Below are 24,084 nucleotides of genomic sequence, written 5' to 3'. Positions count from 1 at the left end.
GGGGGACTTCAGCTCTGCTCCAGCTCCGCGAGCATGGCTTCCAGGTCTTTGGGGTCGAGCTGGCTGGCGCTCGCTTCGACGATGGCCACCGTCATCACCTCCACGGTGGGGGACTCGAAGAGGGCGCGCATGGACAGCTCCACCTGGAAGGCCTCCCGGATGCGCGACAACAGCTGCACGCCCAGGAGCGAGTGCCCACCCAGTTCAAAGAAGTTGTCGGTGATGCCCACCGTCTCCACGCCCAGCAGGTCCTGCCAGAGGGTGGCGACGCGCTCCTCCGTCTCGTCACGCGGGGCGACGAAGGCGTTGGGCAGCGGGGGCCGGGGATGCCGGCCACCGGACTTCGCGCCGGAGCGCGTGGCCGCCGCGCCGTCGCGCGCCAACTGGAGCCGGGCCGCCAACGACCCGAGCGACGCGAGGAAGCGTCCGCCGGTGGGCTGCGTGAGGAGCGCGCGCAGCAGGCGGAAGCCCTCGGCCGGGGCGATGACGGCGTCGGGACGGAAGCCCTCGCCCACGCCCCACACGTCCCAGTCCACGGTGTACCAGCGGGTGCCGCCGCTCCGGGCCTGCTTCGCTGCCACCGCGTCCATTCCGGCGTGCGCCGCCGCCACCGCGCTGACCGCCATGCCGCCCAGCACCACGGTGAGGGACGACTGCACCACGACGAAGTCCGGGCTGCGCGTCGCCAGGGCCTCCGCCAGGCAGGTCACTCCCCCGAACCGGCCCGCGAGCAGCGGGGTGTTGGCTTCGTGCGTGGCTTCGGCCACGGCGATGCGCGTGGCCATGCCGCCGTCGCCCGCCGCGTAGAAGACGCCGTCGAGGTGGCCGAATTGCGCCTCCGCCACCTGGAGCGCCTTGTCGAGCTGGCCCGCGACGCCCGCGTCCGCGCGCAGCGCGAGCACCTGCGCCCCTGTCTTCTCCAGCGTGCGCACGCGCTCGATGGCCCTGGACGTGGGGTCCTGGGCGTCATGGCCCTCAAGCCACGCGTCCCACTCTCCGGCCGCGGGCAGCGTGCGGCGCGATATCAGGACGAGCTTCGGCTTCACCGCCTGCGTGAGCTGCTCCGCGAGCGCGAAGCCCACGCGGCCCAGGCCACCGACGATGACGTAGACGCCGCCGTCCTTGAGCGCGGCCGGCTGTGACGCCCCGGTCGCGGGGACGGGGGTGGGCTCGAAGGACTCCACGTGGCGGTACGGCCCGCGCAGGGCCACCACCGGCTCCGTGCCGGACGACAGCTCCGTCACCAGTCGCTCCAGCCACGGACCGGACGCGGCCTCTTCCGGCGCGGGCCAGGTGACGTCGACGGCGCGCACGGTGAGGCCCGGGTACTCCTGGGGCAGCACGCGGCTTGTGCCCACGCTCGCGGCCTGCCAGGGCACGAGCGGCTCCTCGCCCGTGACGTCCTGCGCGCCGGTGGTCACCACGTCCAGCGTCACCGGCGCCTTCGCCGCGCCAGGGCCCACGGCCTTCGCCACCTGGAGGAGCGCGTGGAAGGACGTCTCCAGCCCCGCCTCCAGCGCGCGGTGCTCCTTGAGCAGCGGCCACAGGTACGCGATGTGCGCGGGCGTCCAGTCCTCGCCGCGCAGGCGCTCCAGGTGTTCGTTCAGGGCCTCGGGCTGGGATGGATCCACGGCGAAGCGCCGCGTCAGCGGATCCGACACGTCCGTCCCCGCCACGAGCGACACCACGTCCGCGCCCGCGAGGCGCAGGCGCTCCGTCACGCGCGCGGCGACCGGCGTGTTCGCCTCCAGCACCAGCCAGCGCTGGCCCGTCAGCGACGGCACCTGGGGCGAGGCCCGCGTGCGCGGCCAGACGGGCACGGACAGCTCCACGCCCTGCGCCGTCGCGGTCATCGCGGGGACGGCGGAGGCGCGGGGGAGCGCGGGCGGCGGGCCCTTGAGCAGGTCGTAGCGCTCGCGCTGGAAGGGATAGGCGGGCAGGGGGATGCGGCGGCGCGCCTCGCCCTTGTAGACGCGGGAGAGGTTCGACTTCGCGCCCGCGAGCCACAGCTTCGCGGCGGCGTCCGTGGCGTGCGTGAGCGCGTCCTGGCCGGCGTCTCGCGGGGAGGGCAGCGACGTGAGGATCGCCGGGAAGGTGCCCTCGGGGGCGTTGCGGCGCACCAACGTGGCCAGCGAGTTGCCCGGACCGACCTCCAGGAACACGTGCTCGGGGTCGGTCAGCAGTTGCGCCGCCGAGTCCTGGAAGCGCACGGCCTCCCGCAGGTGGCGGGCCCAGTACGCCGGGCTCGTCGCGTCCTCGGGCGTCACCCAGGTGCCGGTGACGTTGGACAGGTAGAGGTCCTTCGGCGCCTTGCGCGTGACCTTGAGCACCGCCTGGCGGAACTCCTCCACGATGGGGTCCATCATCGCGGAGTGGAACGCGTGCGACGTGTGCAGGCGCGACACCTCCACGCCCTGGCCCTCCAGCTTCGCCTGGAGCGCGTCCACCGCGTCGGTGGGGCCCGCGACGACCGTGAAGCCCGGCGCGTTGACGGCCGCCACCGACAGGCGCGCGTCCATCAGCGGTTGGACGGCCTCGGGCGTCATCCGCACCGACAGCATCGCGCCCGCGGGCAGCGACTGCATCAAACGGCCACGCGTGGCCACCAGCGCCAGCGCGTCGTCCAGGGAGAACACGCCCGAAAGGCACGCGGCCACGTACTCACCGATGCTGTGGCCCACCATCGCCTGCGGCGTCACGCCCCACGACGCCCACAGCTTCGCGAGCGCGTACTCGATGACGAACAGCGCGGGCTGCGTCAGGGACGTCCGGCGCAGTTGTTCCGTGGCCTGCTCGCGTCCGTCCGGGGACGGGTAGAGCACCGTGCGCAGGTCCAGGCCCAGGTGCGGCTGGAGCTTCTGGGCGCAGGCGTCCACCTCCGCGCGGAACGTGGGCTCCTGCTCGTACAGGCCCCGGCCCATGTCCACGTACTGCGAACCCTGGCCGGAGAAGAGGAACACCACGGGCCTGCGCGTGTTCGTGCCCGCGCCTCCCAGCAACCGGCGCGCGTCCTTCAGCGCGGCCCGGGCGTCGGCGGTGTCGCGGACCACCACCGCGCGGCGGTGCTCGTGCGCGTGGCGGCCTGACTGGAGCGTGTAGGCCACGTCCGCCAGGGGCAGGGTGGGGTTCGCGTCCAGGTGCGCGGCCAGCCGGGCCGTGGCGTCCTCCAGCGCGGCGGGCGTGCGGCCCGACAGCGGCAGCACGTGCCACACGCGGCGCGACGGAGCGGGGGCGGGCGCCTTGGGGGCCTCCTCCAGGATGACGTGCGCGTTGGTGCCGCCAATGCCGAAGGCGCTCACGCCCGCGCGGCGCGGCCCGTCCTGGGCCACCCACGGCCGGGGCTCGGAGGGCACGAAGAACGGCCCACCGTCGAAGTCGATGACCGGGTTGGCCTGCTGGAAGTGGGGGCTCGCGGGAAGCTCGCGGTGCTCCATCGCGAGCACCGTCTTCACCACGCCCGCGATGCCGGCCGCCGCGTCCAGGTGGCCGATGGCGGCCTTGAGCGAACCCAGCGCCACGCGCTTCGAGCCCGTCTCCGTGCCTCCGAACGCCTGGTTGAGCGCGGCCACTTCGATGGGGTCGCCCAGCGGGGTGCCCGTGGCGTGGGCCTCCACGTACTGGATGTCGTCGGGCCTCACGCCGGAGATGGCGAGCGCCTCCGCGATGACGGCGGCCTGTCCCTCCACGCTCGGCGCGGTGAAGCCCACCTTGCCCGCGCCGTCGTTGTTCACCGCCGTGCCCAGGAGCACGCCGTGGAGGGTGTCGCCGTCCTTGAGCGCGTCCGACAGCCGCTTGAGCACCACCACCGCCGCGCCCGCGCCACGCACGGTGCCGTGCGCCTTCGCGTCGAAAGCGCGGCAGTACCCGTCCGGCGAGAAGATCATCCCCTCCTGGTACAGGTAGCCCGCCGTCTGCGGGAAGGACACGGACGCGCCGCCCGCGAGCGCCATGTCGCTCTCGCCCGACAGCAGGCTCTGGCACGCCAGATGGAGCGCCACGAGCGAGCTGGAGCACGCCGTCTGCACCGTGGCGGCGGGGCCGCGCAGGTTCAGCCGGTGGGACACGCGCGTCGCCACGTAGTCCTTGTCGTTGGCCAGCATCACGCCGAACGAGCCCGCCGCGTCCATCAGGTCCGGCTGCCGCATCAACGCGCGCAGCAGGTAGGAGCTCAGGCTCACGCTGGCGTAGACGGCCACCGCGCCCTTGAAGCGGCCCGGATCATAGCCGGCGTTGTCCAACGACTCCCACGCGCACTCCATGAAGATGCGCTGCTGCGGATCCATCAACTCCGCTTCGCGCGGGCTGTAGCCGAAGAGGCCCGCGTCGAAGTCCGTCGCGCCGTCCAGCACGTAGCTGGAGCGCACCCACTGGGGATGGGCGCGCAGGGCCTGCGGCACGCCCGCCTCGTCCAGCTCCGCGTCCGTGGGCACCCGGCGCGCATCGCCTCCGCGCCGCAGCATCTCCCAGAACCCCTCCAGGTCCCGGGCCCCCGGAAAGCGGCCGGACAGGCCGACGATCGCGATGCGCTCCTCACCACCACCCACTGCGTCACTCATCCGCGTCTCCGTCCGTCGTCTCCGCCCGACCGCGGCCCCCCACCGCTCGGCGGTTCACCGTGCGTCGCGCCTCGGCCCGGGAACGGCCCGACTGCGCCGCGTCCTCCGAGGGCTGCTCCTCCCGACGCGACAGCCGCGTCGCCAGCGCCCGCACGGTGGGGTACTGGAAGAGGTCCGTCAGTGCCAGCTTCACGCCCAGCTCCGCCGTCAACCGACGGTGCAACTGGAGCGCGAGCAGCGAGTTGCCACCCAGCTCGAAGAACGGGTCGTCCAGGCCCACCCGCTCCACGTGCAGCAGGTCCTTCCACGCCTGGGCGATCTGCTGCTCGATGGCCGTCCCCGGCGCCACGAAGGGCCGCGAAGGATCCGCGCCCCCCAACTCCGGTGCCGGCAATGCCTTGCGGTCCGCCTTGCCGTTGGGGCTGAGCGGCATGCGCTCCAGCACCACGACGTTGGACGGCACCATGTACTCGGGCAACCGCTCCAGCAGGAACGCACGCAGCGCGCCCGCCTCCGGCGCAGCGTCCCGGCCGGTGACGTATGCCACCAGCCGCTTCTGGCCCGGCCGGTCCTCGCGCGCGAGCACCACCGCCTGCTTCACCGATGGGTGCTTCTCCAGCGAGGCCTCGATTTCACCCAGCTCGATGCGCAGGCCGCGGATCTTCACCTGGAAGTCCGCGCGGCCCAGGTACTCGACCTCGCCGTCCGGCAGCCACCGCGCCACATCGCCCGTGCGGTACATGCGCGCGCCCGGCGCCGTCGCGTACGGATCCGGGATGAAGCGCTCGGCGGTGAGCGAGGGCCGCGCCAGATAGCCCCGGCCCACCTGCACGCCGCCGATGTACAGCTCGCCCGCCGCGCCCTGCGGCACCGGCTGCAACTCGGCGTCCAGGATGCGGATCTGCGTGTTGTCCACCGGCCGGCCAATGGGCACGGACCTGCGCCCGTCGTTCGGCTGGCACGCGTGGAAGGTGACGTCCACCGCCGCTTCCGTGGGGCCGTACAGGTTGTGCAGCCCCGCGCCGGGCAGCATTCGCAGGCACTGCTCCTTCAGCTCCAGGGGCAGGGCCTCGCCGCTGCACACCACGCGCTTCAGCGACGTGCACCCGGCCACGTCCGGCTCCTCCAGGAACGCCTGGAGCATGGAGGGCACGAAGTGCAGCGTGGTGACGGACGCGGACGTGATGAGCGCTGTCAGGTACGCCGGGTCCTGGTGTCCGCCGGGCTTCGCGACGACGAGCTTCGCGCCGGTCATCAGCGGCCAGAAGAACTCCCACACCGACACGTCGAAGCTGAAGGGCGTCTTCTGGAGCACCACGTCGGCCGGCGTGAGCCGGTACGCGGACTGCATCCACAGCAGGCGGTTGCACACCGGCCCGTGCGCGTTCATCGCGCCCTTGGGACGGCCCGTGCTGCCGGACGTGAAGATGATGTACGCCAGCGAATCCGGCGTGGCGAGCGGCGCGGGCGCGGTGGTGGGCTCGCGGGCAATCGCCTCCCAGCCCGTGTCCAGCGCCACCACCTTCGCGTCCGTGGCCGGCAGCCGCGACAGGAGCCGCTCCTGCACCAGCAGCACGGGGGGCCGGGCGTCCTCCAACATCCAGCCCAGGCGCTCCTGCGGATAGCCCGGATCCAGGGGCACGTAGGCGCCGCCCGCCTTGAGCGTGCCCAGCAGGCCCACCACCATCTCCAGCGAGCGCTCCACGCACAGGCCCACGCGGACCTCCGGCCCCACGCCGTGCTTGCGCAGGGCGTGTGCGAGCTGGTTGGCGCGGGCATCCAGCTCCCGGTAGGTGAGGCGCGTGCCCTCGAACTCCAGGGCCACCGCGTCCGGCGTGCGCGCGACCTGCGCCTCGATGAGCGACGTGAGCGTCGCTTCGGGCGGATGGGCGACGGTGGTGTCGTTCCACTCCTGGAGCACGCGGTGGCGCTCGGTGTCGGGGAGCAGCGGCAGCCGGGAGATGGACACGTCCGGCTGGACGACGATGGCCTCCAGCAGCGTCTGGTAGTGCGCGAGCAGCCGCTCGGCCGTGGCCGGCTCGAAGAGGTCGGTGCTGTACTCGGCGATGACGCGCAGGCCCTGCGGCAGGTCCACCAGCAGCAGGGACAGGTCGTACTTCGTCGTGCCGGTGTCCACCGGCTTCGCCTCCATCACCAGGCCCGGGGCCTCCAGGGCCGGCATGGGCGCGTTCTGGAGGACGAACATCACCTGGAACATGGGCGTGTGGCTCAGGTGCCGTTCAGGCTTGAGCGCGTCCACCAACCGCTCGAAGGGGATGTCCTGGTGCGCGTACGCGTCCAGCGTGGACTCGTGCACGCGGCCCATCAGCTCGCGGAAGGACGGCTTGCCGGACAGGTCCGTCCGCAGCGCCAGCATGTTCACGAACAGGCCGATGAGCCCCTCCACCTCCGCGCGCGGACGGCCCGCGATGGGCGTGCCCACCACCACGTCCTCCTGTCCGGTGTAGCGCGACAGGAGCACGTTGAAGGCCGACAGCAGCGTGACGAAGAGCGTGCGGCCCTCGCGCTGGCCCAGCGCCTTGAGCGCCTGGGTGAGCGTGGCGGACAGGTGCATCACCTTCCGAGCGCCCTTGGAGCTCATCAGCGCCGGACGCGGCTTGTCCGCGGGCAGCTCCAGCAGGGCGTGCGGGTTGAGCCGGCCCTTCCAGTACGTGAGCTGCCGCTCCAGCTCCGCGCCCTGGAGCCAGTCCTTCTGCCACACGGACCAGTCCGCGTATTGCAGCGGCAGGGCGTTGAGCGGCGGGGGCTGGCCCTCCAGGCACGCGCGGTACGTCATCGCCAGCTCGTGCACGAGCACGCCCATGGACCAGCCGTCGGAGACGATGTGGTGCTGATCCACCAGCAGCACCTGTTCGCCGCCGCCCAGCAGCATCAGCACCGCGCGCAACAGCGGGCCCTGCTCCAGGCTGAAGGGCTGCTGCGCGAGCCGCACCACGCGCCGCTGGGCCTCCTCCTCGCGCTCGGACTCCGGCAGGCCCTGGAGGTCCATCACCTCCAGCGGGACTTCACCGGTGGCGGCGATGATCTGCATCGCCTGACCGTCGCGCTCCTGGAAGGTGGTGCGCAGCGTTTCATGCCGCTCCACCAGCAGGGCCAGGGCCCGGCCCAGCGCGGCCGTGTCCACGGTGCCGGACAGGCGCACCGCGGTGGGCATGTGGAACGCCGCGCTGCCGGGGCTCCACTTGTCCAGGAACCACATCCGCTCCTGCGCGAAGGACAGGGGCGCCTGCTTCCCAGCGGGGCGCGTCTTGTCCTTCAGGAGCTGGGCCAGCCGGGCTCGCTTCTCTTCGGGCGTCAACGTCATGATCCGGTTGCTTCCTCGTCGCTGCTACCGCCACCCGTGCCACCGCCGCCCGCGTCTTCCAGCACCGCGAGCAGCTCCGCCACCTGTTCGTCCGACAGCTGATCCATGTTCTCCAGCAGCTTCTCGGCCTCCGCGGCGGTCACCTTCTTCTTCGCCTCGGGGACCACCGGCGCGGGCGCCGGGGCGGGCGTCGCGCCCTCCACGGAGTAGCCCAGCCGCTGAATCACCGCGTGGGTGGAGGCGTCGAACGCGCGGGGCCACTTGATGCGCTTCCAGGACTCGCCCAGCTTCTTCTCGATGCCCTGGTGCTGGAGGATGTTGGGGTCGCCCAGCCCGCCCATCATCCGGTCCTTCTTGCCGTCGTACGGCTGGACCATGCGCTCGTCGTAGGGCAGGCCCAGGAAGTCGCACACGCCGGTCATCACCTTCGTCGGATCCGCGACCAGGTCCTCGTACGCCACCCAGTGGCAGCGCTCGCGGCCGATGCCGTCGAAGAAGTTGAGCAGGTTCCGGTTGGACAGCGCCCACACCGTCTCCGCCACCACGTAGGGGTCCACGTCCGCGTCGCCGAAGAGGCCGGCGGCGAAGAGGCGGTCGAAGCGCATCCGGAGGATGGACTCCATCACCGGCAGCGGGTGCCGGTAGAGGTAGATGTACTTGTTGCCCTCGAACATCTGCTCCGCGCGCTGGAGCGTCTCCACGTCCATGGCGTACGTGGGCGTCTTGTCCACGAGCAGCCGGGGCGCGGACTTCTCCTGGAGGCGGCGGTAGACGTCCTGCGCGGAGGCGTCCTCCGCGACCAGCCTGTCCACCAGCGCGGCACCGGCGCCGGAGTCCAGCTTCTCCAGCTCCATGAAGGCCCACTGCAGACCGCCCGTGGTCCACTCCATCTCGCTGCCGAAGCCGATGTTCTCGCGCCACTCGCGCATGCTCTCGAAGAAGAGCAGGTTCACCTCCGGCGGGCAGAACAGCCGGGGATGTCCCGCGAGCATCACGCGGAACAGCGTGGAGCCCGCGCGAGGGCTGGAGTGCACGAACACCATCGGCGGGTTCTTCTTCGCGGTGTCGGTGCGCGCCTTGCCGGTGCCCTGCGCGCGGTAGGGCTTGAGCGGATAGGCGGACAGCGGCTTGCCCTCCGCGAAGCGCTGCGGGTTCGTCAGCCGGTCCATCTCCACGAGCAGGTACTTCGACAGCTCCGGGATGGACGGGTGCGCCTGCACCTCGTGCGGGTAGAGCTGGAACTTGAAGTCCTGCCGCAGGTCGTATTCCAGCTCCGCGCCCAGCGCGTGCAGGTCATGTCCCTTGAGGCTTCCGTCCGCGGGCAGCTTCTCCAAGGGGATGCGCAGCCCCTCGGAGATGTGGTGGCGCAGGTACTCCGTCATCAGCGCGGGGCGCTCGGTGGGAAACGCCGTGCGCAGGCGCTCCGCGATGGGCTTCTCCGTGGAGGCCGCGCGCTTGCCCAGCTCCTGCTCCACGCGTCCGGCGACCCCGGCCACGGTGGGCGTCTCGAAGAGGCCGCGCAGCGACAGGTCCACCTTGAGCACCGCGTGGATGTGGTTGCGCAGCTGCGTGGCCAAGAGCGAGTGCCCGCCCAGCTCGAAGAAGTTGTCGTGGATGCCGATGCCGTGGATGCCCAGCACCTGCTCCCAGATGCCCGCGACGGTCTTCTCCAGCTCCGTGGTCGGCGCGACGAAGGGCGTGAGGATGGACGGCCGCCCGTGCTTGCCGGGCGCCGCGTCCTTGCGGCCCGCGTCCTTCTTCGTGGGACGCGGTCCCTGGCGGCGGCGCGCGGTCAGGTCGCCGGTGGAGATGGCGAGCTGTCCGCCTTCCCCCTGCGAGAGCGCGCGGCGCAGCGCCTCCAACCCTTCTGTGGGCTGGATGGCGAAGCGGGCCAGCGCGGGGCTGACCTCCTCCATCGCGCGGGCGTCCGCGAACTGCCACGCGTCCCAGTCCACGCTGAGCCACGGGTAGGCGGACGTCTCGCTGAGCCCTTCCGCGAAGGCATCCATGAAGGCGCTGGCGGACGCCTGCGCCACCTGGCCCAGGCCGCCCAGCACCGACGACAGCGAGGAGACGAGGAGGCAGAAGGCGGGGCCCTCCGGGGGCAGCACCTTCCGCAGCACCCGCACGCCGTGGACCTGGGGACGGAAGTGCCAGTCGCACTCGGCTGGCCCGGTCTCCGCGATGGTGCCCAGCGTGGCGCCCTGCATGCCGCCCGCCGCGTGGATGACACCGTCGATGCGGCCGAAGCGCGCGAGCGCCGCGTCCACCACGCCCTTCATGGACTCCACGTCGGTGAGCGCCGCGGGCAGCACCAGCAGCTCCACGCCGGTGCGCTCCAACGCCAGCGCGCGCTGGATGCGGCGGGTGACGGCGTCGTCCACGCCCTGCTTCTCCATCCACGCGGTCCACTGGCCCCGGCTGGGGAAGTCCGCCGTCTCCACCAGGAGCAGCTTCGCGTGGTGCACCGTCGCCAGCTCGGACGCGAGCGCATGGCCGATGCCGGTGAGGCCGTCGGTGATGAGGTACACGCCGCCGTCGCGAAGCACCTCCGGACCGCCGGCCTCCAGACGCACGGGCTCGAAGGTCTGCACCCAGCGCTGACGGCCGCGCAGGGCCACCACCGCGTCACGCGCCTCCGCACGCAGCTCCGCCGCCAGCCGGTCCGCCACCGCGCCCGCGTCCCCGGGCACCACGTCCACGAAGCGGCAGGTGAGGTGCGGATACTCCTGGGGCAGCACGCGCGTAGGGCCCACGAGCAGCGCCTGCTCCGGAATCTGCTCGTCCGCCTGTTCCACGCGCGCCGAGCGGCTCGTCACCACGGACCACGTGAGGGGCTCCAGGTGGCCCACGTCGCCCAGCGCCCGGGCGAGGAAGAGCTGGCTGTGGAAGCCCAGCTCCAGCGCCGCGTCCGACGCCAGGGGTTCGCGCGACAGGCTCCACAGGTGCACCACGTTCGCGAACGTGCGGCCCTGCTTCTTCAGCGACTCCAGCACCGCGCAGTAGTCCTCGCGGCGCCTCGGATCCACCGTGTACGTGCCGTCCGCTCGCTGCTCGAAGCGCGCGCCCGGAACCACGCGGAACACGGTGTCACCCAGCTTCGGCGCCAGCGCATCCGCCACGCCCGTGTCGTCCCCGAACACCAGCCAGCCCGCGCCGGCCTCTTCCCGGGCCTTCGCGCGGGGCAGGGGCGCGAGCTTCCACGACGGCGCGTAGAACCAGTCCGCCACGTCCGTGCGCTTCGTCAGCGACGCGGGGGACTCCGCGCGGGTGCCGGAGCCCAGGGGCTTCGCTTCGATCCAGTAGCGCTCGCGCTGGAACGGGTACGTGGGCAGCGGCACGCGGCGGCGCTGCTCGTTGGCGAAGAAGCCCTTCCAGTCCACCGACACGCCGCCCAGCCACAGCCGGCCCAGCGCGCCCAGCAGCACCGGGAGGTCCGAGGACTGCTCGCGCGGGTGGCGCGTGGAGCTGACCAGGACGCGGCCTTCCGCGCCCGGCTGCTGCTTCGCCAGCGTCGCCAGCACCGTGCCGGGACCGACCTCCAGGAAGGCCGCCTGCGGCCACTTGCGCGACAGCTCCTGCAACCCGGCGGAGAAGCGCACCGCCTGACGCAGGTGCGTGGCCCAGTAGCCCGGGTCCGTCGCCTGCGCGGCTTCAATCCACGTGCCCGTCACGTTGGACAGGAAGGGCAGGGTGGGGGCGTTGAGCTTCACCTGCCGCACGCGCTCCGTGAAGGGCGCGAGGATGGGGTCCATCATCGAGGAGTGGAACGCGTGCGACGTGTGCAGCCGCGACACCTCCACGCCCTGCGCCTCCAGCTTCGCCTGGAGCGCATCCACCGCGTCGGTGGGGCCCGCGACGACGGTGAAGCCCGGCGCGTTGACGGCCGCCACGGCGAGTCCGCCCGTCAGGAGCGGCTTCAGCGCGGACTCCTCCATGCGCGCGGACAGCATCGCGCCCGAGGGCAGCCCCTGCATCAGCTTGCCGCGAGCGGCGACCAGCGCCAGCGCGTCCTCCAGCGAGAACACGCCCGCGAGGCACGCGGCCACGTACTCACCGATGCTGTGACCCAGCATCGCGGAGGGCTTCACGCCCCAGGCCATCCACAGCTTCGCGAGCGCGTACTCGACGACGAAGAGCGCGGGCTGCGTCAGCTCCGTGCGCGACAGCGCCTGCGTCGCGGCCTCCGCCTTCGAGGCCTCCGGGAAGAGCACCGTGCGCAGGTCCAGGCCCAGGTGCGGCGTCAGCTTCTCCGCGCACGCGTCCAGGTGCTTCTTGAACGTGGGCTCGGACGCGTACAGGTCGCGCGCCATGCCCACGTACTGCGAACCCTGACCGGGGAACAGGAACGCCACCGGCCGCTCCTGCACGTCCGGCGCTTGCGTCCACAGGCGGGGGCCACCCTCCACCTCCAGCGCGGCCAGCGCGTCGTCCCGGTCGCGGCACACCAGCACGCGCCGCCTGCCCATCGCCTGCCGGCCCGTCTGCAGCGTGAAGGCCACGTCGGAGAGCGGCTGCTCGGGATGCGCCTTCAGGTGCGCGGCCAGGTTGCGCGTCGCCGCGTCCAGCGCCGCGTCGCTCTTCGCGGACAGCACCAGCAACTGCGTGGGCCGCGAGGCCCCGGACGCGGGCAGCGTGGGGGCCTCTTCCAGCACGACGTGCGCGTTGGTGCCGCCCACGCCGAAGGAGCTGACGCCCGCGCGGCGCGGGTGCTTGGGGTTCGCCTGCCAGTCGGTGAGCTTCGTGTTGACGAAGAATGGGCCACCCGCGAACGGAATCTCCGGGTTCACCTCCGTCACGTGGAGGCTGGGCGGAATCTGGCGGTGCTCCAGCGTCAGCACGGCCTTGATGAGGCTGGAGACGCCGGCCGCGTTGGCCAGGTGCCCGATGTTGCTCTTGAGCGAGCCCACCGGGATCTTCGGAGGATTCGCCTTCGCGGCGGCGGAGCGGAACTTGAACGCCTTGTTGAGCGCGCGCACCTCGATGGGGTCGCCCATCTTCGTGCCGGTGCCGTGCGCCTCCAGGTAGCCGATGCTCTCCGGGGGCACGCCCGCGGCGCCCAGGGCCTCGCTGATGACGGTGGCCTGTCCCTCCACGCTGGGGGCGGTGAAGCCCACCTTCAGCGCGCCGTCGTTGTTGATGGCCGAGCCCTTGATGATGGCGTGGATGTGGTCGCCGTCCTCGATGGCGTCCGCCAGCCGCTTGAGCACCACCACGCCCACGCCGCTGCCGAACACCGTGCCCTCCGCCTTCGCGTCGAACGCGCGGCAGTGGCCGTCCGGGGACACGATGCCGCCGGGCACGAAGGGGTAGCCCTCCGGGTGCTTCACGTGCACGGACACGCCGCCCGCGAGCGCGACGTCGCACTCTTCATTGAGCAGGCTCTGGCAGGCCGCGTGCGTGGCCACCAGCGACGTGGAGCACGCGCTGGTGATGGAGTAGCTGGGCCCGCGCAGGTTCAACTTGTACGCGACGCGCGTGGCCAGGAAGTCCCCGCCGTTGCTCACGTCCACCTGCACCTGGTCCATGCCGCTCAACTGGTCGAAGTTGGGGACCAGGTGGAACACCAGGTACGTGTTGGTGGAGGCGCCCGCGAACACGCCGATGGAGCCGTCGAAGCCCTCCGCCGTGTGGCCCGCCTTCTCCAGCGCCTCCCACGCGCACTCCAGGAAGACGCGGTGCTGCGGATCCATCAGCTCCGCCTCGCGGGGCGTGAAGCCGAAGAAGCCCGCGTCGAACAGCTCCATGCCCTCCAGCGCGGCGCTGGCCTTCACGTGGCGCGGGTCCTTGCGCAGGACGGGGTCCACGCCCAGCTTCTCCAGCTCCGCGTCCGGCACGGGCTGGATGGACTCCACGCCTTCGCGCAGGTTCTTCCAGAAGGTGTCGAGGTCGGGTGCGCCGGGGAAACGTCCGGCCATGCCGACGATGGCGATGGCCTGCGCGTCGATGTTCGAGTCAGAGGACATGGGGTGTGCTCTTCAACGAAAGGGGTGCGGGAGGGGGACTACGGCTCCTCGTCGGAGGCGCCGTCGCCCCGGCGGCTCGCGCGGCGGGCGCGGCGGCGCTCTCCACGGCTGAGCGCCTCGGTGTCTTCGGGTGTGGCTTCCGCGTCCTCGGTGCCGCTGGCGGCCTTGAGCAGCTTCGCCAGCGCGCCCACGGTGGGGCCTTCGTAGAGGGTGACGGCCGGCAGCGCGACGCCGAACTGTTCGCGCACGCGGGCAATCAGCTTCACGCCCACCAGCGAGTTGCCACCCAGCTCGAAGAAGTTGTCGTGCACGCCCACCTGCGCGATGCCGAGCGTCGTCTCCCACAGGTGGGCGATCTGCTCCTCCAGCGCGTCGCGCGGCGGCACGTACGCGTTCTGGAGCGTGGGCCGGGGCGTGGTGCCCAGGGACGAACCCACGTCCTGCTTCGCCGCCGCTGCCTCCTGCGAGGCCGCCGGCTGCGACCACTTGCGCGCGCGGGCGCGCAGGTTGCTGGTGGACACCGCCACGTGGGACACGGCGCCCAACTGGAAGAGCTGCTCGAAGGCGTCCTCGCCCTCGGAGAGGGTGATGGCCAGCGCGCCGAACGGGCTCTGCGTGCCCTCGGCGCGGGACTCGAACTTCCACGCGTCCCAGCCCACGCTCATCCACGGCACCGGCGTCGTCTGGGACTGCTTCGTGGCGAAGGCGTCCATGAAGGACGTGGCCGCCGCGTACGACGCCAGCCCCAGGCCGCCCAGCACCGCCGCCAGCGACGACGACAGCAGGCAGAAGTCCAGCGGGCGTCCGCGCAGCGCCTCCTCCAGCGCGTACAGCCCGCGCACGCGGCCGTGGAAGGTGTCGCGCACGTCCTCCGGCCGGGTGTCCGGGATGGCCCGGAACAGGGCCTGGCCCACGTCACCGGCCGCGAACACCACGCCGTGCAGCGCGCCGAAGCGCGCGACGGCCGCATCCACCGCGGCCTGCACCTGGACCTTGTTGGCCGCGTCCGCGGAGACCGTGAGGACCTCCGCGCCCAGCGCCTCCAGCGCGAGCACCTGGAGGATGCGGCGGGCCACCGCGTCGTCCTCCGGGTTCGCCGCGAGGTGCGCGTCCCACTGCGCGCGCTCCGGCAGGCCCGTGCGGCCCGCGAGCACCAGCTTCGCCTTCACCCGCTTCGCCAGGGACTTCGCATGCGCGAAGCCCAGCGTGCCGAAGCCGCCGATGAGCAGGTACACGCCGCCCTCGCGCAGCGGAATCTGCGCGGCGCGGGGAGCATCCGCCGGAATGGACTCGAACGTCTGCACCCAGCGCGCGCCGCCACGGTAGGCGATGACGTTCTCCTGCCGGGACGGCGTGGCGGCCTCGGACAGCAGGGCCTCCACCAGCGCCGTCTCCTGCCAGCTCCCGGGCGGATGCAGGCGCAGGTCCACGGCCTTGGCGGACAGGTGGCTGTACTCCTGCGGAATCACGCGCACCGGGCCCAGCACCGTGGCCAGCTCCGGGTTCGGCGCTTCCTCGCCCAGCGACTGCATGCGGTTCGTGACGGCGACCAGCGACACCGGCCGCGTCCCCGGCTGACGGCCCAGGGCCTGCGCCAGCCCCATCAGGCCCAGGAAGCCCTTGCCCAGCGCGGACTCGAAGTCCGGCTCGCCCTGCGCGTCGCCCACGCCCAGCGTGCCCAGGTGCAGGACGTGGTCCGGCGCGCGGCCCTGCGCGGCGAGCGCCTCCAGCAGCGTGCCTTCACCGCCCAGCGCCAGCGTCCAGTGGTGCTCGTCGCGCTTCGACGTGACGGCGCCCGGGGTGATGCGCAGCACGTCCTGTCCGGCCTCGCCCAGCTTCAGCGCGAGCCGCGCGCCCAGACCTTCCGCCTCGTCGGGCAGGAACAGCCACCAGGAGGCCTTCTTCTCGCTCCAGGCGCTCTTCGGGGGCGGCAGGGAGCGCTGCCACGACGGCAGGTAGAACCAGCGGGCCACGGGCTGCTTCTGATCCGCGGACACCCACTCGGCGCGCTCGCCGTCGACGGCGGGGGTCTCCTTGCGCGGGTCCACCCAGTGGCGCTGACGCTCGAAGGGGGACGTGGGCAGCGCGATGCGGCGGCGGCGCTCCTCGCCCCGGAACGCGTCCCAGTCCGCCTCCACGCCCTCCAGCCACAGCCGGCCCAGCGTGCCCAGCGCGTAGTCCAGGTCCGCGTGCTGCTCCTTCGGGTGGCGCAGCGAGTTGAGCAGCGCATGCCGCGCGCCCTTGTCCGGATGCTGCCGCGCCAGCGTGGCCAGCGTGTTGCCCGGGCCGACCTCCAGCAGGATGGCGTCCGACTCCTTCATCAGCTCCGCCACGCCGTCCGCGAAGCGCACCGCGCCGCGCAGGTGCTTGGCCCAGTAGTCCGGGCTCGTGGCCTCCTCGGACGTCACCCAGGTGCCGGTGACGTTGGACAGGTACGGCTTCTTCGGCGCCTGCCGGGCCACCTTGCGCACCGCCTCGCGGAAGGCGTCCAGGATGGGGTCCATCATCGCGGAGTGGAACGCGTGCGACGTGTGCAGCCGCGAGCTGTTGATGCCTTGCAGCTTGAGCGTCTCCACGAACGCGTCCACCAGCGGGGTGGGGCCGGCGACGACGCAGGTGGACGGGCTGTTCACCGCCGCCACGGACAGGCCGGCGGGCAGCATCGGCGTCACGTGCTCTTCCGGCAGGGACACCGCGAGCATCGCGCCCGTGGGCAGCGACTGCATCAGGCGGCCGCGCGCGGCGACCAGCGCCAGCGCGTCGTCCAGGGTGAAGACGCCCGCGAGGCACGCGGCCACGTACTCACCGATGCTGTGGCCCACCATCGCGTGCGGCGTCACGCCCCAGGACTCCCAGAGCTTCGCGAGCGCGTACTCGATGACGAACAGCGCGGGCTGGGTGAGGCCCGTCTGCTTGAGGCGCTCCGAGGCCAGCTCGCGCGACTCCGCGGACGGGTACAGCACGGTGCGCAGGTCCAGGCCCAGGTGCGGCCTGAGCTTCTCCGCGCAGGTGTCCACCTGGGCGCGGAAGAGGGGCTCCGACTCGTACAGGCCCTTGCCCATCTCCACGTACTGCGAGCCCTGCCCGGAGAACATGAACATCACCGGACGGCCGCTGTTCTCCGCGGTGCCGCTGAACACGCGGCCCGGCGTGCGCTCCTCCAGCGCCGCGACCAGGTCCGCCGTCGTGCGCGCCACCACCGCGCGCCGCTTGCCGAAGCGCTTGCGGCCCAACTGGAGTGTGTACGCCACGTCCGCCAGCTCCGTGGCCGGGTGCTCCTTGAGGTGCGCGGCCAGCCGGTCCGTGGCGACCTCCAGGGAGGCCTCCGTGCGCGCCGACAGCAGCACCACCTGCGCGGGGCGCCGGGGCTTGTCGGTGGCGGGCAACTCCGGCGCCTCTTCCAGGATGGCGTGCGCGTTGGTGCCGCCCATGCCCAGCGACGTGACGCCCGCGCGGCGCGGCGTGGCGCCCTTGGGGAAGTCGCGCAGCTCCGTGTTCACGTAGAACGGGCTGTTGGGGAAGTCGCACGCCGGGTTGGGCGTCTTGAAGTTGAGGCTGGGGACGATCTGCTTGTGGTGCAGCGACAGCGCCGCCTTGATGAAGCCCACCGCGCCCGCCGCCGAGTCCAGGTGACCGATGTTGCTCTTCACCGACCCCAGCGCGCAAAAGTTCTTCTTGTCCGTGCCCTGGCGGAACGCCTGCGTGAGCGCCGCCACCTCGATGGGGTCGCCCACCTTGGTCGCGGTGCCATGCGCCTCCACGTAGCCGATGGTGTCCGGCTCCACGTTCGCCACAGCCTGCGCCAGCGCGATGACCTCCGCCTGCCCCGCGACGGCCGGGGCCATGTAGCTGACCTTCTGCGAGCCGTCGTTGTTCACCGCCGAGCCGCGCACGACGGCGTAGACGGTGTCCCCGTCCTTGAGCGCGTCCGACAGGCGCTTGAGCGTCACCACCGCCGCGCCGTGGCCGGCGACGAACCCTTCAGCCTCCGCGTCGAAGGTGTGGCAGTGGCCGTCCGGCGCCGTGGTGCCACCCTCGTGGTACAGGTAGCCCGCCTTCTCCGGGAAGTGGATGGACACGCCTCCTGCCAGGGCCATGTCGCACTCGAACGACAGCAGGCTCTGGCAGGCGTAGTGGATGCAGGTGAGCGACGTGGAGGACGAGGACTGGACCGTGACGGCGGGACCCTTCAGGTCCATCCGGTACGCGACCTCCGTCGTCAGGCTGTCCTTGTCGTTGCCGATGGACGCCTGGAGGCTCTCCACCGACGCGACGTGCGCCAGGTGCGAGTACAGGTTGGAGAGCAGGTACGTGTTCATGCTCATGCCGCCGAACACGCCCACGCGGCCGGGCTGCCGCTCCGGGCTGTAGCCCGCGTGCTCCATGGACTCCCAGGCGCACTCCAGGAAGACGCGGTGCTGCGGATCCATCAGCGCCGCTTCGCGCGGGTTCATGCCGAAGAAGGCCGCGTCGAACTGGTCCGTGTCGCCCAGCGTGCCGCGCGCCTTCACGTAGTTGGGCGCGCGCACCATGGCCGGGTCCGCGCCTTCGGCGATGAGCTCCTCGTCGGTGAAGAAGGTGATGCTCTCCACGCCGCCGGTGAGGTTCTTCCAGAACTCGGCGATGGTCTTCGCGCCGGGCAGGCGTCCGCCCAGGCCGATGACCGCGATGCCTTCCACTTCGGAGAGGGTGTCAGTGCTCATGGAGCCGTCCTTCGAAACCTGGGGTGACTGAAAGTCGTCGGTTACTTGCCGCGGCCGCGCGTCTGCTGACGCCGTGCCTGGGCGGCCCTGCGGCGCTCCGCCTCGTCCTTGATCTTCTGGGAGGCGGCGCCGGAGTCCTCGCCCTTGTTCGCCAGGTGCTGCGCGAGCGCGCTCACGGTGGTGAACTTGAACATGTCCACCAGCGCGAGGTCCGCGCCCAGCTCCTCGCGCATCCGCCGGTGCGCCTGCGCGATGAGCAGCGAGTTGCCGCCCAGCTCGAAGAAGTTGTCGTGCAGGCCCACGCGCTCCACCTTCAGCACCGCCTGCCAGATGGCGGCCACGCTGCGCTCCACCGCGCTCTGCGGCTGGGCGTAGGCCACGGCGGACGCGAGCCGGGCTCCTTCCGGCGCGGGCAGCGCCTTCGTGTCCACCTTGCCGTTCGTGGACAGGGGCAGCGCGGACAGCGGCACGTACGCGGACGGCAGCATGTACGGCGGCAGCGCCTCCGCGAGGAAGGTGCTCAGGTCCGTGTGCGTGGGCGCGGGCTCCGATAGCACCAGGTACGCGACCAGCCGCTTGTCGCCCGGCGAGTCCTCGCGCGCCATCAGGAACGCGTCGCGCACGGCGGGGTGGCGGCGCACGGCGGCCTCCACCTCACCCAATTCGATGCGGAAGCCGCGGATCTTCACCTGATCATCCGCGCGGGACAGGAACGTCAGCACGCCATCCGGCAGCCAGCGCGCGCGGTCGCCCGTGCGGTAGAGCCGCTCGCCCGGGTGGAACGGATTTTCGACGAAGCGCTCGGCGGTGAGCTCCGGCCGGCTCCAGTAGCCGCGCGCCAGCCCCAGTCCGCCCACGTACAGCTCGCCGGGCGTGCCCACGGGCAGCAGGTTGCGCTCCGCGTCCAGCACGTACACGTCCGTGTTGATGATGGGCCGGCCGATGGGCACCCACGCGTGGCCCTGGAGGTCCTCCACCGCCATCCGGTGGTAGGTCGTGCACACCGTCGTCTCCGTGAGGCCGTAGCCGTTCACCACCGGCGTCGTGGCGAGCAGCTTCTCCACGTCGCTGGCCACCAGCGCCTCGCCGCCGGAGAGGACCAGCCGCAGGGGCGGCAGCTCCTCCAGGCGCGCGTTGAGCCCCGCGATGACCGCGGGCACCGTGCTCACGATGGTGACGGTGTGGCGGGTGATGAGCTGGAAGAGCTTCTCCTGGTCGAGGATCTCATCCTCGGTGGGCAGCACCAGCGCGCCACCCGTGCACAGCAGCGGGAGGATTTCGCCCACGAAGCTGGCGGAGGCCACCGACGTGAGCGGCAGCATCCGGTCCTTCGCCGTGGGCGCATACGACTCCACGAACGAGCGCACCAGGTTCGAAAGGCCCCCGTGCTCCAGCATCACGCCCTTGGGCTGACCGGTGGAGCCGGACGTGTAGACGACGCACGCCAGGTCGCCAGCCCGCACCGGCGCGGCGGCCTGCACGGACAGCGCGCCGTCCAGCGGCTGGTCCACGAACAGCGTGCGCGCGGACGTGCCCGCGGGCAGCGTGCGCTGGAGCCAGGACTGGGTGAGGAGCACCGGCGCCTTCGTGTCCGTCAGGACGAAGGCCACCCGCTCGGAGGGGTAGGCCGGGTCGATGGGGACGTACGCCGCGCCCGTGGCCATCACGGCCAGCACGGACACCAGCGTCTCCACGGAGCGCTCCAGGCAGATGCCGACGATGTCGCCCGGCTTCACGCCCGAGCCGCGCAGCCACCCGGCCAGTTGGCCGGAGCGCTCCGCCAGCTCGCGGTAGGTGAGCTGCGAGTCCTTGAAGAGGACCGCGACGTGGTCCGGCGTGCGCGCTACCTGGGTGGCGAAGAGCGCGGGCAGCATGTCCGCGTCGGTGAGCGCCACGCGCGGGCCGCGCCAGCCTTCGAGCAACTGGTGCTGCTCTTCGCGGGTGAGCAGCGGCAGCCGGGAGAGGGCGCGGCGCGGCTGCGCGGCGATGCCCGCGAGCAGCGTGCGCAGGTGCCCGGACATGCGCTCGATGGTGCCCGCGTCGAAGAGGTCGGTGTTGTACTCGAAGGAGGCGACCAGCTCGCCGTCCGCCTCGCCCATGGTGAGCGTGAGGTCGAACTGCGCGCCGCCGTGCGACAGCACCAGCGATTCGATGGGCAGGCCCGCGACGGTGGCGCGCGCGCCCGGGATGTCCAGGGCGAAGGGCGTGAGGCCGCGCTCATCCAGCTTGGACGCGCGCTGGTAGACGAACATCACCTGGAACAGCGGCGAGCGGCTCTGGTCGCGCACCGGCTGCAGCCGGTCCACCAGCGCGCTGAAGGGGTAGTCCTGGTGCTCCAGCGCCCCCAGCATCGTCTGGCGCGTCTGGGCCAGGTAGTCCGTGAAGGACAGGGAAGGGGACGGCCGCGTGCGCACCACCAGCGGGTTGACGAAGTAGCCGGTGATGCCCGCAAGCTCCGCGCGCCCACGGCCCGCGCTCACCACGCCGAGCGTGAAGTCCTGCTGGCCGGTGTAGCGGTGCAACAGGGCCTGGAAGGCCGTCTGGAGCACCATGTTGGGCGTGGCGCCGTGGTCGCGCGCCAGCGACTTCACCGCGGCGGTGATGCCCGCGTCCAGGCGGCGGGTGTGCACCCGGCCGTTGAAGGTCTGCACCGGGGGACGTGGGTGGTCCGTGGGCAGGTCCAGCACCGGCAGCGTCCCGGAGAGCTGCTCGCGCCAGTACTTCTCCAGCGCCTGTCCGCGCGCCCCGGCGAGCATCTCCGCCTGCCAGCGCGCGTAGTCCGCGTAGGTGCGCGCGGGCGCCGCCAGCGTGGGCCGCCGGCCCAGCCGCAGCGCCGGGTAGAGCGCGTCCAATTCCTCCGCCATCACCGCCAGCGACCAGAAGTCGGTGACGACGTGGTGCATGGCGATGAGCAGCGCGTGGTCATCCGCCGCGCGCGACACCAGCCGCACGCGCAAGAGCGGCCCCTTCTCCAGGTCGAACGGGCGGCGGGCCTCGGCGGACAGGTGCTCCAGCACCTGGTCGTCGCTCCAGCCCTTCGCGTCGGTGGTGACGAAGTCCGGCGCCAGCTCCGCGTGCACGCGCTGCACGGGGCCGGTGGCCGCCATCACGAACGTGGTGCGCAGGGCGGGGTGTCGGGAGACCAACGCCTCGAAGGCGCCCTTCAGGGCCTGCGCATCCAGCACCGCGCGCACGCGCACCGCGACGGGCACGTGGTAGGCGGCGCTGTCCGGCGCCAACTGGTGCATGAACCACAGGGCCTGCTGACCGCCGGACAGGGGCGCATCCCCCGTGCCGGAGTCCGCCGCCACCGGGTTCGAGGACTGCTCGGAACGGGGCGCCGCCAGCAGCTTCACCACCGTCTGCGCCAACTGGGCGAGCGACACGCCCTGGAGCACGTCCGACAGCGGCAGGTCCAGGCCCAGCCCGGCGTCCACGGCGCTCTTGAAGTCCACCGCCATCAGCGAGTCCACGCCGTAGGCATGCAGCGGCTTCTCCACGTCCACCAGCGCGGTGGGCAGCCGCAGCACCAGGGCCGCCTGCTCCTGGAGGAACACCGTCACCATCGCGCGGCGCGCGGCGGGGTCCTGCACCACCGCCAGCATCTTGTTGAGCAGGCTGGCGTCCGGGCCCACCGGCGCGACAGGGGCGGCGGCCTCCGCGACGGAGGGCTCCGGCGTCACGGGCGCGGCGGCGGCGGTGGGCGCGGCGAGGATGCTCTTGTGCAGGGCCTCCAGCGTGTCCGCGACGTACTCCGCGCGGGTGGCGAAGCGCTGGATCTTCCCGCTGGACGTCTTCGGGATGGCGCCCGGTCCCAGCAGCACCACGCCCTGGGCCTGGAGGTCGTGTCCGGCCGCGACGGCCTGCCGGATGCCCTGCGTCAGGGCCTCCAGGTCCACGCCGGCCTTCTCCACCGCGCGCCGGTCCACCTCCGTCACGACGATGAGGCGCTCCTCGTCCTCCAGCTCGATGGAGAACGCCGCGGTGCAGCCCGGGCGGATGGCGGGGTGGCTCGACTCCACCGTGCGCTCGATGTCCTGCGGGTAGTGGTTGCGCCCTCGGATGATGATGAGGTCCTTCAGGCGCCCGGTGACGAACAGCTCGCCGCCATCCAGGAAGCCCAGGTCGCCCGTGCGCAGGAACGTCGTCGCGTCGGACGTGCCGGTGAGCGGCTGCTGGAAGGTCACCTGCGTCTGTTCGGCGCGGCCCCAGTAGCCCTGGGCGATGCTGGGCCCGGCGACGCGGATCTCCCCCACCTGTCCCGGCGGCAGCGGCTTGCCCGTCTCCGGGTGCGCGATGACGAGCTGCTGGTCCGTGAGGTTGCGGCCGGAGCCCACCAGCGTCTGGGCGCCCTTCCGCGCGGGTTCGGCGGCCACCACGCGGTTGTCCTTCAGCGCGCCCGCGTCCACGGTGCGCTGCACGGGCAGCTCGCGCTTGTCACCGCCGGAGGCGATGAGCGTGCCCTCCGCCAGGCCGTAGCAGGGATAGATGGCCTCCGAGCGGAACCCCTGGGGACCGAAGGCCTCCGCGAAGCGCCGGAGCGTGTCCGGCATGATGGGCTCCGCGCCGTTGAACGCGAGGTCCCAGTGGCTCAGGTCCAGCTTCGCGCGCTCCTCCGGCGTGGACTTGCGCACGCACAGGTCGAACGCGAAGTTGGGCCCGCCGCTCGTCGTGGCCTTGTAGCGGGAGATGGCCTCCAGCCAGCGCATGGGGCGCTTGAGGAAGTCCACCGGCGAGAACAGCGTCACCGGGAAGCCGCCGAACAGCGGCTGGATGATGCCGCCGATGAGCCCCATGTCGTGGTACGGCGGCAGCCAGATGACGCCCTGGCTGTCCGTCGAGTGCCCGAAGCACGAATGGATCAGCTTCGAGTTGTGCAGCAGGTTGCCGTGCGTGAGCACCACGCCCTTGGGCGACGACGTGGAGCCGGAGGTGTACTGGAGGAACACCCGCGTGTCGGTGGCCACGCCGGGGTCGCGCCAGCCTTCGGCGACCTCCGCGTCCAGCGTGTCGGTGGCGATCCAGTGCAGCTCGCGCAGCTCCGGCGCCTGCTCGAAGAGCATCTCCCCCATGCCGTAGATGAAGTCGGTGGTGAGGGCGATGGTGGCCTGCGCGTCCTGGCTGATGGCCAGCAGGCGAGGAAGCGTGCGCGTGAGCCGCATCGGGTCCGGCGGATAGATGGGGACCGCGATGACGCCCGCGTACAGACAGCCGAAGAACCCGGCGATGTAGTCCAGTCCGGGCGGATACAGCAGCAGCGCCCGCTGGCCCTGGGCCCCGCGCGCCTGGAGCGCCGCCGCGATGGCCCGCGCCTTCTGGTCCAGCTCCGCGTACGTCAGGTGCGCTTCGTCCGTCTCCCCGTCCAGCAGGAACGTGAAGCCACGGCGGTCCCCCTGGTCCCGGGCGCGGACGCGCAGCAATTCCACCAGCGTGGAAAACGAAAGGTCGGGGGCCGGAGGAGAACCGGACGGCGTGCCGCTGAGCATGGACGCGACTCCTGGGATGCGACGGGGGTGCCGTGCACGGGAGGGGGC

General features: G+C 72.1%; 5 protein-coding genes. All 5 read right to left on the bottom strand.

The annotated features are described in order from the left end of the window. Nucleotides 1–8: 8 nt before the first annotated feature. From D7Y13_RS08535 to D7Y13_RS08515, 5 genes are read right to left on the bottom strand one after another with little or no spacing between them, the layout of a single operon-like run. Nucleotides 9–4,556, bottom strand: coding sequence for a type I polyketide synthase (locus D7Y13_RS08535; protein ID WP_120582900.1), 4,548 nt, complete (start codon nucleotides 4,554–4,556; stop codon nucleotides 9–11). Further along, nucleotides 4,549–7,881, bottom strand: a complete 3,333-nt coding sequence (locus D7Y13_RS08530) for a non-ribosomal peptide synthetase (RefSeq protein WP_233595381.1) — start codon at nucleotides 7,879–7,881, stop codon at nucleotides 4,549–4,551. The genes D7Y13_RS08535 and D7Y13_RS08530 overlap by 8 nt, the downstream gene beginning before the upstream one ends. After that, complete coding sequence (locus tag D7Y13_RS08525; protein WP_120582899.1) at nucleotides 7,878–13,847, bottom strand: type I polyketide synthase; 5,970 nt, start codon at nucleotides 13,845–13,847, stop codon at nucleotides 7,878–7,880. Before D7Y13_RS08525 ends, D7Y13_RS08530 begins: the two co-directional genes overlap by 4 nt. A 38-nt stretch (nucleotides 13,848–13,885) precedes the next feature. Further along, nucleotides 13,886–18,550, bottom strand: a complete 4,665-nt coding sequence (locus D7Y13_RS08520) for a type I polyketide synthase (protein WP_120582898.1) — start codon at nucleotides 18,548–18,550, stop codon at nucleotides 13,886–13,888. Between the two features lie 41 nt (nucleotides 18,551–18,591). Beyond that, nucleotides 18,592–24,036 carry a non-ribosomal peptide synthetase gene (locus D7Y13_RS08515; protein WP_120582897.1) on the bottom strand — a complete coding sequence of 1,815 codons (5,445 nt, stop codon included), beginning with the start codon at nucleotides 24,034–24,036 and terminating at the stop codon, nucleotides 18,592–18,594. Nucleotides 24,037–24,084: the final 48 nt, after the last annotated feature.

The organism is Corallococcus praedator (genome assembly GCF_003612125.1).
Lineage (GTDB): Bacteria > Myxococcota > Myxococcia > Myxococcales > Myxococcaceae > Corallococcus > Corallococcus praedator.
Note: the sequence above shows the minus strand (reverse complement) of the source record. Positions and strands in the feature narration are given on the sequence as shown.

What these genes read in the sequence shown, in the direction of transcription:
- D7Y13_RS08530 (WP_233595381.1), bottom strand. Translation starts at nt 7,881, where the DNA reads ATGACGTTGACGCCCGAAGAGAAGCGAGCCCGGCTGGCCCAGCTCCTG.
- D7Y13_RS08535 (WP_120582900.1), bottom strand. Translation starts at nt 4,556, where the DNA reads ATGAGTGACGCAGTGGGTGGTGGTGAGGAGCGCATCGCGATCGTCGGC.
- D7Y13_RS08520 (WP_120582898.1), bottom strand. Translation starts at nt 18,550, where the DNA reads ATGAGCACTGACACCCTCTCCGAAGTGGAAGGCATCGCGGTCATCGGC.
- D7Y13_RS08525 (WP_120582899.1), bottom strand. Translation starts at nt 13,847, where the DNA reads ATGTCCTCTGACTCGAACATCGACGCGCAGGCCATCGCCATCGTCGGC.
- D7Y13_RS08515 (WP_120582897.1), bottom strand. Translation starts at nt 24,036, where the DNA reads ATGCTCAGCGGCACGCCGTCCGGTTCTCCTCCGGCCCCCGACCTTTCG.